Source organism: Cognatishimia sp. F0-27 (assembly GCF_020667845.1).
In the GTDB taxonomy this organism is placed as follows: Bacteria; Pseudomonadota; Alphaproteobacteria; order Rhodobacterales; family Rhodobacteraceae; genus JAFMPQ01.
The window spans coordinates 184,011-198,582 of sequence record NZ_JAFMPQ010000003.1; the positions used below are offsets into that span (position 1 = coordinate 184,011).

The 14,572-nt window shown below is 67.4% G+C and carries 10 protein-coding genes; 4 read left to right on the top strand and 6 right to left on the bottom strand.

Features of this window, described 5'->3' with window-relative positions; genetic code table 11:
• Positions 1–141: 141 nt before the first annotated feature.
• The gene (locus tag J1C49_RS03125) at positions 142–3,876 is read right to left on the bottom strand and encodes an efflux RND transporter permease subunit (protein ID WP_227444339.1); all 3,735 of its coding nucleotides are present in this window, start codon (positions 3,874–3,876) and stop codon (positions 142–144) included.
• On the bottom strand, positions 3,873–5,918 hold the full coding sequence (locus J1C49_RS03130) for an efflux RND transporter periplasmic adaptor subunit (RefSeq protein WP_227444340.1): 2,046 nt from the start codon (positions 5,916–5,918) through the stop codon (positions 3,873–3,875). Before J1C49_RS03130 ends, J1C49_RS03125 begins: the two co-directional genes overlap by 4 nt.
• Positions 5,919–6,219: 301 nt before the next feature.
• On the opposite strand from J1C49_RS03130, the gene J1C49_RS03135 reads away from it, so the two are divergent.
• The 3 genes from J1C49_RS03135 to der all read left to right on the top strand — a co-directional run bounded on the left by J1C49_RS03135 (position 6,220) and on the right by der (position 10,021).
• The gene (locus J1C49_RS03135; RefSeq protein WP_227444341.1) at positions 6,220–6,876 is read left to right on the top strand and encodes a hypothetical protein; all 657 of its coding nucleotides are present in this window, start codon (positions 6,220–6,222) and stop codon (positions 6,874–6,876) included.
• Between the two features lie 69 nt (positions 6,877–6,945).
• The gene (locus J1C49_RS03140) at positions 6,946–8,319 is read left to right on the top strand and encodes a PQQ-like beta-propeller repeat protein (RefSeq protein WP_227444342.1); all 1,374 of its coding nucleotides are present in this window, start codon (positions 6,946–6,948) and stop codon (positions 8,317–8,319) included.
• Between the two features lie 220 nt (positions 8,320–8,539).
• Positions 8,540–10,021 carry a ribosome biogenesis GTPase Der gene (der, locus tag J1C49_RS03145; RefSeq protein ID WP_227444343.1) on the top strand — a complete coding sequence of 494 codons (1,482 nt, stop codon included), beginning with the start codon at positions 8,540–8,542 and terminating at the stop codon, positions 10,019–10,021.
• 165 nt (positions 10,022–10,186) lie between these two features.
• Here der and J1C49_RS03150 read toward each other — a convergent pair whose 3' ends face one another.
• The 4 genes from J1C49_RS03150 to J1C49_RS03165 form a co-directional block, all read right to left on the bottom strand.
• A complete protein-coding gene (locus J1C49_RS03150; RefSeq protein ID WP_227444344.1) occupies positions 10,187–10,561 on the bottom strand; it encodes a hypothetical protein in 375 nt (124 codons plus the stop codon).
• Positions 10,562–10,631: 70 nt separating this feature from the next.
• Positions 10,632–11,333, bottom strand: coding sequence for a hypothetical protein (locus J1C49_RS03155; RefSeq protein ID WP_227444345.1), 702 nt, complete (start codon positions 11,331–11,333; stop codon positions 10,632–10,634).
• Positions 11,330–12,622: a serine--tRNA ligase gene (serS, locus tag J1C49_RS03160; RefSeq protein WP_227444346.1), complete on the bottom strand. Its 1,293-nt coding sequence runs from the start codon at positions 12,620–12,622 to the stop codon at positions 11,330–11,332. Before serS ends, J1C49_RS03155 begins: the two co-directional genes overlap by 4 nt.
• Positions 12,623–13,170: 548 nt before the next feature.
• A complete protein-coding gene (locus J1C49_RS03165; protein WP_227444347.1) occupies positions 13,171–13,827 on the bottom strand; it encodes a serine protease in 657 nt (218 codons plus the stop codon).
• 457 nt (positions 13,828–14,284) lie between these two features.
• Here J1C49_RS03165 and yajC point away from each other — a divergent pair, with 457 nt between their 5' ends.
• Complete coding sequence (yajC, locus tag J1C49_RS03170; protein WP_227444348.1) at positions 14,285–14,572, top strand: preprotein translocase subunit YajC; 288 nt, start codon at positions 14,285–14,287, stop codon at positions 14,570–14,572.

Consider the following 14,572-nt stretch of genomic DNA (forward strand, 5'->3'; position numbering starts at 1 on the left):
CCCAGGGGGCCAGCCCCCTGACCCCCGGAGTATTGCGGGACAGAAGAAGCATGGCGTGACGCGTCAGGTTGGGCCGCCTTTTCGGCGGGTTTGGGCGACAGGGATAAAAGAGGCCCCGCCGGAGCGGCGGGGCGTTCCGCGTTATTCGGCGGCGCGCAGCGGGCGCTGCGGCACGGCGGGTGGGGTTGTGGCCTCTTCGTCCCAGATGATTTCCACCGATTTGATGCGGCGGGCCTCTCTTTGCAGCGCCCAGTCCCGCGCCACGCGGCTGCCGCGCCCGAAGGAGAGGCGGCCAAGCAGCCGTCCGAGCCAGCGGGCATAGGTGCTCACCCAGACCCGCAGCGCCAGCATCGACGGGGTGAAGATCAGGGTCAGGACCGTGGCGATGCCCAGGCCGAAAACCACCGCTGTTGCCAGGTTTTTCCACCAGAGCGCGGTCGGGCTGTCGACGGAATAGCCACCGCCGAAGAAGTCGAGCGACAGGCCGAACATCATTGGGGCGAGCCCGGCCATCGTGGTGATCGTCGTCAGCAACACCGGGCGGATGCGGTCCTCCGCGGTGCGGATGATTGCCTCGATCCGGGGCATGTAGCGGCTGTAATCCTGGTAAGTGTCGATCAGCACGATGTTGTTGTTCACCACGATGCCCGCCAGGGCCACGATCCCCGTGCCGGTCATGATGATGGAGAAATACTGATCCATCACCAGCATCCCGATCAGCACCCCGGTGGTCGAGAGCACGACCGCCAGCAGCACCAGCGTGGCGTTGTAGAAGGAGTTGAACTGTGCCAGCAGGATGATGAACATCAGCCCGAGCGCGGCGGCAAAGGCCGAGGTCAGAAAGGCCTGGCTTTCCGCCTGGTCCTCCTGGTCGCCGGTCCATTCCCACTCGACGCCTGATGGCAGCGGGTCGGTTTCCAGCCATTCGGTCAGCGCCGCGATCCGTTCCGCGGCGGTCACCGGCACGATCCGCAATGCCCCGGCCGCGGCGCGGTTCTCAAGGATCTCGAGGCTCACGCCATCGGAGAGCGTGTCGATCTCGAACCCCGCGCCGGCAATGTCGATGTCGCCGAGACCGGGCGCCACTTCGCGCGCGGAGGCCAGCCGTTCCGGGGCCTCACCGGGGGCGGCGGCCAAAAGCGTCACGAAGCCGGGCTCCACATCCGCCTTCACGTCGAAATAGCGTTTCTGGTCAACGCGGTTGATCTCCGCGAGTTTCTGCACCGGCGTGCGGGTGATGAAATTCGACAGCGGCACGAGGCCATCGGCGGTGCGGACCTTCAGCGTGTCCAGCGTCGAGAGCACGCGGTCCTGTTCCGGAAGGCGCACGCGGATCTCGATTTCCTCGTCGGAGCTGTCGACCCGCATGGTGTCGAGCAGGATGCCGCGCGTGACCAGCTGCACCATCGCGCCGACCGTCGCCACGTCGGCGCCGAAACGCCCGGCCTTTTCCACGTCCACATCGATCTGCCAATCAATACCGGGCAGGGGGCGGGTGTCCTCGATCAGCCGCAGTCCCGGGGTTGCGTCGAACTGCGCCCGGGCCAGCGCCGTGGTCTCCACCAGCGTGTCGAAATCGTCGCCGCGGATACGCAGGTGGATCGGTTTGGACTGACCGGGGCCTTGTGCCTGCGCGAGGATTTCCACCTCGACCCCGGGCAGCAACGCCATCTCACGCGTCAGCTCTTCGAGCACGAGGTCTCCGTCAAGCTGCGCCAGCGTGATGTCATCACGGCTTGCGGCATAGGCCGCGCGCTCGTCCCACGGGATGGTCTCAAGCTGCACCTGACCGATGGTATCCTTGGGAGCCTGCACGCCGCCATTGTTGGAGTTCAGCCCACCGTCGCCGGCAAAGGCAAAGGCCGATTGCACGCCGGGATGGGCCAGAACGATAGCCTCGGCGCGTCGCACCAGCTCGTCCTTTTCCTCAAGGCTCAGGTTGCCGCGCGCGCGGACATAGACAATCGCCTGTTCCGGCTCGCTGTCGACAAAGAACTCCACCCCGTTGTTGTTCTGGCCGAAATAGCCAAAGACCGAAATCACAAAGAAGATAACGCCCCCGATGGCGGCGATCGGCATGATCGGATTGCCCACGATCCCCGTCATCAACCAGCCAAACGGCGTGCGCTTGCGCCCTGACCTGACGCGCCCCGCGCGCCATCGGATCGCCGCAGCGTCGAGCACGATCGAGGCCAGCGCCGCGAAGACGAGGAACAGGACGATCCCCGGCAGATGCGCGACAAGGCCGCTTCCCAGCGGCTCGAAGAGATAGGCGGGATTCAGCACCATCATCGCGCCGATGAACAGCCCCAGCAACGCCACCGGCACCAGCGCCGCGCGCAGGATCCAGGGCGTGCGCGCGCGCAGCCCGTCCGCGATCCGGCTGATCACGCGCGAGAACCGGCCCGTCACCCCGCCCAGAACCGGCAGGTAGACAAGCGCCACGATCAAGGAGGCCGACAGAACAAAGATCAGCGTGACCGGGAGCATCCCCATGAACTGACCCGGCACACCGGGCCAGAACAGCATCGGCAGGAAAGCGCAAAGCGTCGTCGCGGTCGAGGATACCACCGGCCAGAACATCCGTTTGGCCGCCTCCACATAGGCATGCATCGGCCCCGACCCCTCGGCGATGCGCTTGTCGGCGTATTCCACCACGACGATGGCACCATCCACCAGCATCCCGACGGCGAGGATCAGGCCGAACATGACGATGTTCGATACCGAAATGCCCATCACCGCCAGCAGCGCGAAACATAGCAGGAAGGATGTCGGGATCGCAAACCCCACCAGCAGGGCAGGGCGCGTGCCAAGCGCGGCAAGCACCACGATCATCACCAGCGCAATCGCGGTCAGAACGGAGCCTTCAAGCTGGCTGACCATGGAGGCAACCTGGCGGCTCTGATCGTTCGACGTGCCAAGCTGCAAGGCCGCGCGCAATTCCGGCGGCCAGTCCGCTTCCGCCTGCTCCACCGTTGCGCGGACCTCCTCGACCATGTCGATGACGTTGAAGCCCTTGCGCTTGACCACCTGCAGCGCAACCGTGGTCTCGCCGTTGAAGCGCGCCGTGCCCTCGCGATCCTCGAAGGTGAGGTTGATCGTCGCGAGATCGCCCAACGTCACGACCCGGTCGCCGTTCACCTTCACGGGCAGGTCATAGACGTCGCGCTGGTCGTCAAAGCTGGACGGGATCTTGACCGCAAAGGCGCCCTGCGCGGTTTCCACGTCGCCCGCCGCGATCAGCTGGTTGTTGTTCTGAACCACCGCCAGCAGCTCACCGGCAGTGACGTTGTAGCTTTCGAGCCTGAGCGGATCGATGATCACCTCGAGCATCTCGTCCCGGTTGCCCGCGATCCCGGCCTCCAGAACCGCGTCAAGGCTCTCGATCCGGTCCTGCAAATCCTTGGCGACGCGCGCCATGGTCCGCTCCGGCACGGAGCCGGTGAGGTTCACGATGATGACCGGGAATTCGGAGAAATTGATCTCGTTGATCGTGTATTGGTCGGCCCCGTCGGGGAAATCGGCCTGTGCCTTGATCATCGCATCGCGCACATCGGCCATGATGGCGCTCTTGTCCCAGCCAAACTCGAACTCCAGCGCCACGCCGGCATAGCCTTCGGCCGCGGTTCCGGTCATCTCCTTCAACCCGTCGAGATCGGACAGCTCCGTCTCCATCGGCTTGACCAGCAGGCTCTCGCTGTCGGCGGCGGAAATGCCGGGGAAGTTGACCGACACGAACAGCGCCGGGATCTCGATATCCGGCTCACCCTCCTTGGGCAGCGAGACGTAGGAATAGCCGCCCACCACGAGCGACAGGACGATGAACGCCATGATCATGCGGGCGCGTTCGGACGCCCAGTCAACGATGCCTGTCATTGGATCGGATCCTCAAAGCTCGGGGCGACCGGGACGCCATCGGTGACAAATTCCTGGCCCACGGTGATCACGTCCACCGTGTCCGGCAGTCCGGACAGCCACACCCCCTCGCGCGTGTCGCGCAGCAGCGTGACCGCGTTGAACGCCGCCAGCCCGTCAGCGGAGATCGTCCGCACGCCCAACGTGCCCTCATCATTCAGCGTCATGGCCGAGGCGGGCAGAAGATGGGCTTTCTGGCCCTCTGCCTCGATGGCGATTTCGGCGGTCTGCCCGTCGCGGATCGCGAAATCTTCGTTATCCACCCGAAGTTCGATCCGGAAGGTGCGCGTGACCTCGTCGGCGGAGCGCGACACGAAGCTGACCGCACCGGCAACCACCCGGTCATCCACCAGCCGCGCCGCGGCCATGGACCCGGTTTCGATCCGGGCCACATCCGCCTCGGGCACAAACCCCACGATCTTGATCGGCGAGAGCTGGATCACCGTGGCACAGGCGCTGCCCGCCTGCATCAGCGCGCCAAGCTCCGCGGTGTCGGTCTCCAGAACGCCCGCGAAAGGCGCGCGGATTTCCAGCCGTTCGATATCCTTGCGGACCGAGGCCACGGCGGCCTGTGCCGACTGGATCGTGGTGAGCGCGTTCTCCTCGCCGGAGCGGGCGGATTCGATGGCCGCAAGCGCGCCTTCAAGCTGCGCCCGGGCCGAAATCACCGCCGCGCGGGCGCTTTCCACGCCGCTCAGCGCGGTCTCGACCGCGGCGGAGGCGCCTTCGACCTGACTTTCGGCGCTGGCGATGCCCGTGCGGGCATTCTGAACCTGCGCGCGCGCCGATTCGACCCCGGCACGCGCGGCTTCCACGTCAGAGCGCGCCGAGGCGATGCCCGCCAGCGCGTTCTGGATCTGGGTGCGCGCCGATTGCACACCGGCCAGAGCCGAGGCCACCTCGCTGCGTGCCGCTTCGACGCCGGCGCGGGCGCCCTCGACCTGTCCCTTGGCGGCCTCGATGGCGGCTGTGGCGGCTTTTTGTGCGCTGAGCGCCGATTGCACGCCCGCTTTTGCGGCCTCGTATTGCGCCTGTGCGCCCGCAAGCTGGGTGCGTGCGGTGAAACCGCGGTTTTCCAGCCGCTCCGCGGCGTTGAGGTTGATTTCCGCCTCGCGCACGCGCGCCTCGGCTTCGAGAAGCCGCGCGGCGCTTTCGGGCACGCCGGCTTGCGCCTGCGCCAGCGCGGCTTGCGCCGCGGGGAGCTGGGCTTCCGCCTGCGCCAGGTTGGCTTGCGCCGCCGGGACACGCGCCTTGGCCTCTTCGAGCCGCGCTTCGGTCTCCGGCACGCGGGCCTCGGCTTCCTTCAGGCGGGCTTCCATCGCCGGCAGACGCGCCTCGGCCTCGGCAAGCCGGGCCTGCGCTTCGGGCACGCGTGCGCGGGCCTCTTCAAGCTGCGCCATGGCGGCGGGCACGCCGGCGCGCGCTTCCGCGAGCCGGGCTTCCGCGGCCGGCACCTGCGCCTCGGCTTCGCCGATCCGCGCGCGCGCCGCCGGAAGCTGCGCTTCGGCTTCCGCCAGCCGCGCGCGTGCCTCCGGCACGCGGCTTTCCGCCTCTGCGAGGCGCGCGATTGCTTCCTGCAGGGACGTGTCGCGCACGCCCGGGTCGATTGCGCAAAGCAGCTGGCCGGCCTCGACAAAGGTGCCGCGGCGCAGCGGTTCCGACGCGATCTTGCCGCCGGTCTCTGCCCGCACCTCGACCTCGCGGAGCGCTTCGGTCTGGCCGCGCGTCACCACCTGGCTGTCGATCTCCTGTGCCACCGAGCGCTGCGCGATGACCCGCACCACGCCCTCTGCCAGCGTCTCCTCGACCGGCGCGGCCTCGGGCTCGATGACGGCCGGGGCACCCTCTGCGTCGCTGGCCGCGGCGGTGCTGTCTTCGGCGTCGCCCAGCACGGCGGCGGGGGTCATGTCGCGGGCGAATTGCAGCAGCCGGTCCCGCTCCATCACGAGGGCGTATAGGAAAACCGCCACGATTGCGGCGGTCAACAGGGGCAGAATGCGCATTGTCGTCTCTTTCTTCCAAGGCCGTGCCGGGGCACGGTCCGGTATGTCTCTGGGCGCCTTGCACAGGCCGCAGTGGCGCTGAACCGTTCCGTTCAGTTTAGGGCGACCCAAGGGCAGCTTCAAGGATCAGTTGGTCGTTATACGGGCGCAGAGCGGAAAAAGACCGTTTTTTGACGGTGCATCGATGGAAAACCGGTCACCGCCCCGGCTTGGCACGCCTTTTGCGGCGCTGTAAGAGGGGCGCAGAACATGTTGCGCGCCGGGCCCCCGGGCGCGACGCCCGTCACATCAGGAGCCCGCCGTGAGCGATACCGACAGTTTCATCGAGGAGGTCACCGAGGAGGTCCGCCGCGACAAGCTCTACAAGACCATGCGCCGCTATGGCTGGATCCCGATCCTGATCGTGGTGCTGATTGTCGGCGGCGCGGCATGGCGCGAATATGCCAAGGCGCAGGACGCGGCGCAGGCGCAGGCTTTCGGGGATGCGATTCTCGCGGGGCTTCAGGCCGAGGACGATGCGGCGCGCGCCGCGGCGCTGGATGCCGTTGCGGCACCGGGGCCGGGCGGGGCGGCGATCCTGCAGATGCTGGTCGCCGCGGAAGAGGCGCAGGCCGAGAACCCCGCGGAGGCCGTCGCCCGGTTGCAGGCCATTGCCGACAACCCCGAAATCCCGGGCATCTATCGCCAGATCGCGCAGTATAAGGCGCTGTCGCGCTCCGATGGCGGCCTGAGCGTCGAGGCGCGTCGCGCCGGTCTCGAGTCGCTGGCCATCGCCGGTCAGCCGCTGCGGCTTCTGGCCGAAGAGCAGCTTGGCCTGATCGACGTCGAGACCGGCGAGATCGACGCCGCCATCGCGCGGTTTACCGCCATCGTCGAGGATGCAGAGGCCACGGCGGGCTTGCGCAGCCGCGCTTCGCAGTTGATTGTGGCATTGGGCGGGACGCTGGAACGCGGATAACCGCCCCGGCCGCGCTTCCGGGGATCCCGGCACAGCGCTGCGCGGCCCGGCAGGCAGGAGGAGAGACCGATGGGTCTTGAGGCAGCACGAAACCGGCGCTTGCGCCGCGCAACGCCCCGCAGCGGGCTCGCTCTGGGACTGGGCGCGCTGATCGCGCTGGCCGGGTGCACCGATCCGGAGGAGATCCTGCCCGGAGAGCGGCTGTCGGTGCGCGATGTGCTTGAAACCCGCGTCGATCCGCTGGCCGAGGAACCGGACACGACCGGGGCGCGCGCGATTGCGCTTGGCACGGCGCAGGCCAATGCAAGCTGGCCGCAAAGCGGCGTGTCCCCCTTTGCGCGGGTCTCGCACGCGGCCTTGAGCAGCGCGCCTGCGCTCGCATGGTCGGTCGATATCGGCCAGGGCGACAGCCGCCGCAAGCGGCTGAACGTGAACCCTGTGATGGGCGGCAACGCGATCTTCACGGTCGATGCGGACCATATCGTGCGCGCGGTGTCGACCGGCGGCGCTCTGCTGTGGAGCCATGACCTCACCCCCACGCGCGACGAGGCCTTCCAGGGGCAGGGCGGCGGGCTGGCCTATGCGGATGGGCGGCTCTACGTCGCCTCCGGCTTTGGCAAGGTTTCGGCGCTGGATGCGTCCAGCGGGGCCGAGATCTGGTCGCAACGGCTCGGCAGCACGGCCACCGGCGCGCCGACCGTTTCCGGTGGGGTGGTCTATCTCACCGCCGGCGACAGCACCGGCTGGGCGATCGAGGCCGATGACGGCCGGGTGCGCTGGCAGATCGAAGGCACGGGGGATGTGAACAACGTGGCGGGCGCGCCCGCGCCGGCGCTTGGCGCGCAGCGCGTGGTCTTTGCCTTTGGCGGCGGCAGCGTTCAGGGCGCGTTCCGCGAGGGCGGTTTGCAGCTGTGGAATGCCGATATTCTCGGACGGCGCAACGGCATCGCGCTGGCCACGATCGACGATGTGACCGGCGATCCGCTGATTTCCGGCGATACGGTGTTTGCGGGCACCCATTCGGGCCGCACCGTGGCGCTCAACCTCTATGATGGCGACCGTCTCTGGACCGCCCGGGAAGGCGCGCTCGGGCCGCTCTGGCCAGTTGGCGATTCGGTGTTTTTCGTGTCCGATCGCAACCAGCTCATCCGTCTCGATGCCGGGACCGGCGCGGAGATCTGGAAGGTGGCGCTGCCGGGCTACAAGCCCTCGGCGCGACCGAACCGGCGGCGGGACGAGTCGTTTGCCAATCACGGCCCGATCCTTGCCGGTGGCCGGCTCTGGGTGGCCAGCAGCGACGGGCTGCTGCGCGGCTTCAGCCCCGAAGACGGCAGCCTCGCGGTGTCGGTCGAGATCCCGCGCGGGGCCACGACCCGGCCCATCGTTGCCGGTGGCACGCTCTACGTTGTCGCCACGGACGGGGTCTTGCACGCGTTTCGCTGAACCGCGCGCGGCGCCCCGCGGAGGCGGCCGGGCCGGCGGTGGCGCGTCGGGGTCACCGGCGCTGGGGCGCTGCCCCGTCGCAGCAAAGCTGCGACTCCCCGGGATATTTGAGGCCCAAAGAAACCGGGATGCGCGGCGGGCGGGCCGCTCGCGCGCGGGGTCTTTCGATTGGTGGCGAAATGCTGTAACCCGGCGCTCTGATCTCCGGAGCCTGTGACCGATGTCCTTCACCCTCGCCATTGTCGGCCGCCCCAACGTGGGCAAATCGACGCTGTTCAACCGTCTAGTGGGCAAACGCCTGGCCCTGGTCGATGACCAGCCCGGGGTGACGCGCGACCTGCGCGAAGGCGATGCGCGTCTGGGCGATCTGCGCTTCACGGTGGTCGATACGGCGGGGCTCGAAGAGGCCACGGATGACAGCCTGCCGGCGCGGATGCGGCGCTTGACGGAGCGCGCCGTGGATATGGCGGATGTCTGTTTGTTCCTGGTGGATGCGCGGGCGGGGATCCTGCCGGCGGACGAGGTGTTTGCCGAGATCCTGCGCAAGCGGTCGGCCCATGTGATCCTTGCGGCCAACAAGGCCGAAGGGGCCGCGGCCGATGCCGGGGTGATCGAGGCCTATGGGCTTGGCCTGGGCGACCCGGTGCGGCTGTCGGCAGAGCATGGCGAGGGCATGACCGACCTGTATGCCGCGCTGATGCCGCTTGCGGATGCGTTTGCGGAAGAGGCCCGGCGCCGCGAAGAGATCATTGCGAGCGAGGCACCGGAGACCGATGTCGCGGTGGCGGAGGACGGGGCGGAAGCCACGCGGGTCATCACCGCAGACAAGCCCTTGCAGATCGCGGTTGTGGGGCGCCCGAATGCCGGGAAATCCACGCTGATCAACCAGTTGCTTGGAGAAGAGCGGCTGTTGACCGGCCCCGAGGCGGGCATCACCCGCGATGCGATCTCGGTGCAGATGGCGTGGGACGGCACGCCTGTGCGGCTGTTCGACACCGCCGGGATGCGCAAGCGCGCCAAGGTGCAGGAGAAGCTTGAAAAGCTTTCGGTGTCCGACGGGATCCGCGCGGTCAAGTTTGCCGAGGTGGTGGTTGTGCTTCTGGATGCGGCGATCCCCTTCGAGACGCAGGATCTCAAGATTGCCGATCTGGCGGAGCGCGAGGGGCGCGCGGTTGTGGTGGCCGTCAACAAGTGGGACGTGGAAGAGCACCGGCAGGAGAAGCTGCGCGCGCTCAAGGAGAGCTTTGACCGGCTGTTGCCGCAGCTGCGCGGCGCGCCGCTGGTGACCGTGTCGGCGAAGACGGGCCGCGGGCTGGACCGGCTGCGCGATGCGATCCTGCAGGCGCATGAGACGTGGAACCGCCGGGTGTCCACCGGCGAGCTCAACCGGTGGCTGTCGGGCATGGTGCAGCGGCATCCGCCGCCCGCGCCGCAGGGCAAGCGCATCAAGTTGCGCTACATGACACAGGCCAAGACGCGGCCGCCGGGCTTCGTGGTGATGTGCTCGCATCCGGACAAGCTGCCGGAGAGCTACTCGCGCTACCTAGTCAACGGCCTGCGGGAGGATTTCGACATGCCGGGCACGCCGATCCGCCTGACCATGCGCGGGCAGGGCGACAAGAACCCCTATAAGGGGCGGCGTCAGAAGAATGCCGGCGCGCTCAAGAAACATCTTGGAAAATTGCAGTCCAAAAAGGGCTGAGGGCCTTGGCCGTCCGGATGGGGGGCATCGGGCGAGGGAAAAGAGGGGGCGCTGCCCCCGTCACAGCAAAGCTGTGCCTCCCCCGGAGTATTTCGAGACAGAAGAAAACCCGGAAAGGGACATCAAACCCGGCAAATCAGGGACGGGTCCGGTGAGGAAGCGCGGTCATGGGCGCGGGGTTGCCCGCTCCAGCGCCAAGCCGTTGCCCCATGTGCCATGCAGCGCGCCATCTTCCCGGATCACATAGATCACCGGATGGGTATCGCCCCAATCCACCGTCAGCACACGCCCATCGCGTACGCCGCGCCCGGAATAGCTGTCCGCACCAATGCTCCAGCGCAGGATCACGCCGGCCCCGTCCGGTGTGATTGTCATCGTGCCGGAATAGGCGGAGCCTTGGAGATTGCGCCCCTCGACCACGTAGGATCCGGAGAGAGCTGTGGCTGCGCTTTCCAATTGCGGCGCTTGTGATTGCGCGTTGCTGATTGTGGCGGCCCAGACCAGGCCGGTGGCGAGGAACCCTCGACGGAAGAGTGACATGGCGCGGCCTTCCTTGTCCTGCGTGCGTATCGCGTCAGCCTAGCGATGCAGCGTGCGGATCGGCAAGTCTTTACTCGGTATCCGTGCCGCGGAGCGCCAGGATCGCGATGATCCCGATCAGCGCCAGCCCGGCGACCGCGGCATTGAGCGGAGCGGCGTTTGCCACGATCACCGCAACCAGCGCCCAGATCACCGTGATGCCGTATTCCGGTGCCCTGTGCAGCCGATACTGCACCACCAGCGCGATCACCAGCGCCACCGAAAGCGCCACAAGCGCCGCGGGTGTGGCCGGCAGCCAGCCATATCCCGCCAGCATCAACCCGATGGAGACCGAGGAGGCGGCGGTCAGCCAGCCGGCATAGATCGCCACGGGCGCCTGCTGCAGCCAGCGATCCGTGTCGCCGACGCGAAACAGCGACAGCAGCGCCCCGCCCAGCATCACCCAGATCATCACCGTCGCAAGCGCCGGTGACCACTGTGCCGCGGGCAGCCAGAACATGCCCACCGCGAGGGAAACCACAAGCGGGCCGCGCATCGGCGCCCAATCCGGATCGTCGGCGCGCCGGATCATCCCGAAGCCGGTGCCGGCGATCAGCCACAGATAGATCAGGCCCCAGATCGAGAAAGCATAGCCCGCAGGCTGCACTGGCGGGTTCTCCTGCGGCACCGGAAACTGCGCCGGTTCAAACCCGTTGAACCCCTGCGAGACAAACGGCGACGCCGCAAACCCGACTGCCACGAGGAAAAGCACAATTGCCCAGAGCCGGGTCATTCAAGCCCCCCCTCTGCCGTGATCCGGCTCTTGCCACGCAGATAGGGGTGCAGCACGTCGGGAAGGTCCACCGATCCGTCCGCCTGCTGCCCGTTCTCCAGCACGGCGATCAGGCAGCGCCCGACCGCAAGCCCCGAGCCGTTCAGCGTATGGACAAATTCCGGCTTGCCGCCCGCATCCGGCTTGAACCGCGCATTCATCCGGCGGGCCTGGAAATCGCCGCAGACCGAGACCGACGAGATCTCGCGGTAGGTGTTCTGTCCGGGCAGCCAGACCTCGATGTCATGCGTCTTGATCGCGCCGAACCCGATATCGCCGGTGCAGAGCACCACCGTGCGGTAAGGCAGACCAAGCGCCTGAAGCACCGCCTCGGCGCAGCCGGTCATGCGCTCATGCTCTGCCATCGACTGGTCGGGATGGGTGACCGAGACCATCTCGACCTTCTCGAACTGGTGCTGGCGCAACATGCCGGCGGTGTCCTTGCCCGCCGAGCCCGCCTCGGAGCGGAAACACTGCGTGTGGGCGACAAAGCGGCGCGGCAGCGAGGCCTCCTCCACCGTCAGCCCATGCACGATGTTGGTCAGCGTCACCTCGGCGGTGGGCACAAGCCACCAGCCATTGGTGGTCTGGTAGCTGTCCTCGCCGAATTTCGGCAGTTGCCCGGTGCCGCGCATCATGTCCTCGCGCACCAGAACCGGCGTCCATGTCTCCGACAGGCCGTGCTCTTCCACATGCAGGTCGATCATGAACTGCGCCAGCGCCCGGTGCAGCCGCGCCATCGCTCCGGTCAACACCACGAAGCGCGAGCCCGACAGCTTGGCCGCGGTCTCGAAATCGAACCCCGGCTTCGCACCCGGGATCTCGAAATGCTCCACCGGTGTGAAATTCATCTCCCGCGGCGTGCCCCAGCGGCGGATCTCGACATTGTCGTCTTCGTCTTCCCCGTCCGGCACGTCGGCATGCAGCACATTGGGCAGGCCCATCAGCATGTCGGTCAGCTCCGCATCGAGCGCCTTTGCACGCTCCTGCATCTCGGCGACCTCGGCCTTCTTCTCGCCGACCAGCGCGCGCAGCCGGGCAAACTCCGCCTCATCGCCGCTGGCCTTGGCCTTGCCGACCTGTTTGGAGGCGGCGTTCTGGTCGGCCTGGGCGGTCTCGGCGGCATGGATCGCTGCGCGCCGCGCGCTGTCAAGCTCAAGGATCGTGGAAGACATCGGCGCCACGCCACGGCGCGCCAGAACGGCGTCGAACGCCTCGGGGGCCTCACGGATGGTGCGGATGTCATGCATGTCCTTGATCCTTCTTGCGACTCGCGCGCCTTATGCCTCATCGCCACAGCAAACGGTAGGCCCTGATCGGGGCGAGGTCAAAACGCGCACATGTGCCGGTCCCGTCCGCCTCCAACCCGCATGATGGGTGAAAAACGCAGGCAGAGGGCGGGCGGTTCCAGCCGGGTTGTCCCGCCCGCGCGGCAGGAGCGCGTGGCGGGCGCGCGCGCGGCCGCCCGATTGCGGCGCGGCGTGCCGACCGCGGCGCGATGACCGGGCGCGCTGCGTCCGATCCTCGACGCGTGGCGACGAGCGGGAGCGACGGGGCAAAGCGCAAAGCCTGGCTGATGCGGCATGGCGCAGATCTTGGCGCAGGCAGCATGGCGCAAGGGCAGGTCCCTGCGGCGTGCCCCCGACGCTGGCTCAAGCGCGCTCCCGGTGTCGCGGGACCATGCCAACACCTTGGACGCGGACTCCGTCCACCGACCCACAGCACAAAACCGTGCGGCGGACCCATGGCGCAGCGCAAGGGACTCGTGCCTGACCGCCAACCGCGTGAACAATCCGCCTCAGCGCGCTGCCAGCCGGCGCCGCAGCCAGTTGTCGACCGGCACCGCCAGCGCCGCGCCATCGCTGATGCCGATGATCACCGCCACCACCCGTTGCGTGTCGCCTTCGCCGTAAAAGACCGGCCCGCCGGACTGGCCTTTCTCCACGGAACAGCCGATGCGCCACAGCCCGCCGCTGCGCACCCCGTCGCATCCATTCTCGACATAGACCCTTTGCGGCGTGGATCGGGGATAGCCCATGAGGGTAAACGGTCCGCCCGGCGCCGCGCGTCCCACCGGCATGGTCGGGGTTTCGAGCGGTTCGGAAAGAGTGATCAGCGCAAGATCGTGGCGAATGTCGAGCCGCCCGCCCGCATAGGCTTCCGGATGCACTTCCACGGCCCGGACACGCGAGGCCCCGCCATGGCTCTCGCCGTCCCATCCGGCGACAAAGACCATGTCGGCGATGCGCCGGGCATACCCGTCCTCGGGCCGCGTGATGCAATGCGCGGCGGTCAGAACCGTATCGGGCCGGATGAGCGTGCCCGAGCACATCTCAAGCGACCGGTAGCCCGCGATATTGACCCGACCGACGGAGTCCTTGGGGTCCGCAAGGGCGGCAGAGTGGGGCACAAGCGCCAGCATGGCGCAGAGCAGCGATGACAAGACAAGGCGCATGATGGCCGTTCCGATTTGGGTCTTGCGAAGCATAGGCCGGACTCGGGCGCAAACAAGCCGGGTCCGCTTTGCGGCGAGGGATCCTGTCATGCCCCGGGCAGGATGCCGTCACCTGCCGCCGCGCGGCGGAACCGGCGCTGCCATCATCGGCTCCGCGCCTCCCGGCCTCCGTGGCCACTTGGGCCCTGAAGCCGCTGCCGACCCCGAAGCCGTGGCCTCGCATCGGTTTCGGGTGGTGCCGACCCGGCCATGCGCGCGCCGCGTGCACAGCGTCGGGCCGGGTAGGCCTGCGCATAATCATGCGCATGGTTTGTGCATCAAATGTGCATGGGTTGTGCATGGCCAAATTCGCAGCTTCGGTCCTTGCACATCGTCGCCCCCGCGCATAGGTTCCGCCAAATCCAAACCGCCGGGCCTGGCCCCGCGACCCCCAGTTTTTTCATCCGAGGAGCGCCCGATGGACGGTAACGCCTTTGCCCAGTTCGTACCGCTGATTCTGATCTTCGCGATCATGTATTTCCTGTTGATCCGACCGCAGCAGAAGAAGATGAAAGAACACACGAAAATGGTCGAGGCGCTGCGCCGCGGTGACAAGGTCGTGACCCAGGGCGGGATGATTGGCAAAGTGACAAAAGTCAAAGAAGCCAATGAGTTGGAAGTCGAAATTGCAGAGGGTGTGCGGGTGACCGTGATCAAGCACACCATCACGCAGGTGCTCTCCAAGACCGAACCCGCCGAAAGCTGA

What these genes read in the sequence shown, in the direction of transcription:
- J1C49_RS03155 (WP_227444345.1), bottom strand. Translation starts at nt 11,333, where the DNA reads ATGACCCGGCTCTGGGCAATTGTGCTTTTCCTCGTGGCAGTCGGGTTT.
- yajC (WP_227444348.1), top strand. Translation starts at nt 14,285, where the DNA reads ATGGACGGTAACGCCTTTGCCCAGTTCGTACCGCTGATTCTGATCTTC.
- serS (WP_227444346.1), bottom strand. Translation starts at nt 12,622, where the DNA reads ATGCATGACATCCGCACCATCCGTGAGGCCCCCGAGGCGTTCGACGCC.
- J1C49_RS03165 (WP_227444347.1), bottom strand. Translation starts at nt 13,827, where the DNA reads ATGCGCCTTGTCTTGTCATCGCTGCTCTGCGCCATGCTGGCGCTTGTG.
- J1C49_RS03140 (WP_227444342.1), top strand. Translation starts at nt 6,946, where the DNA reads ATGGGTCTTGAGGCAGCACGAAACCGGCGCTTGCGCCGCGCAACGCCC.
- der (WP_227444343.1), top strand. Translation starts at nt 8,540, where the DNA reads ATGTCCTTCACCCTCGCCATTGTCGGCCGCCCCAACGTGGGCAAATCG.
- J1C49_RS03125 (WP_227444339.1), bottom strand. Translation starts at nt 3,876, where the DNA reads ATGACAGGCATCGTTGACTGGGCGTCCGAACGCGCCCGCATGATCATG.
- J1C49_RS03150 (WP_227444344.1), bottom strand. Translation starts at nt 10,561, where the DNA reads ATGTCACTCTTCCGTCGAGGGTTCCTCGCCACCGGCCTGGTCTGGGCC.
- J1C49_RS03130 (WP_227444340.1), bottom strand. Translation starts at nt 5,918, where the DNA reads ATGCGCATTCTGCCCCTGTTGACCGCCGCAATCGTGGCGGTTTTCCTA.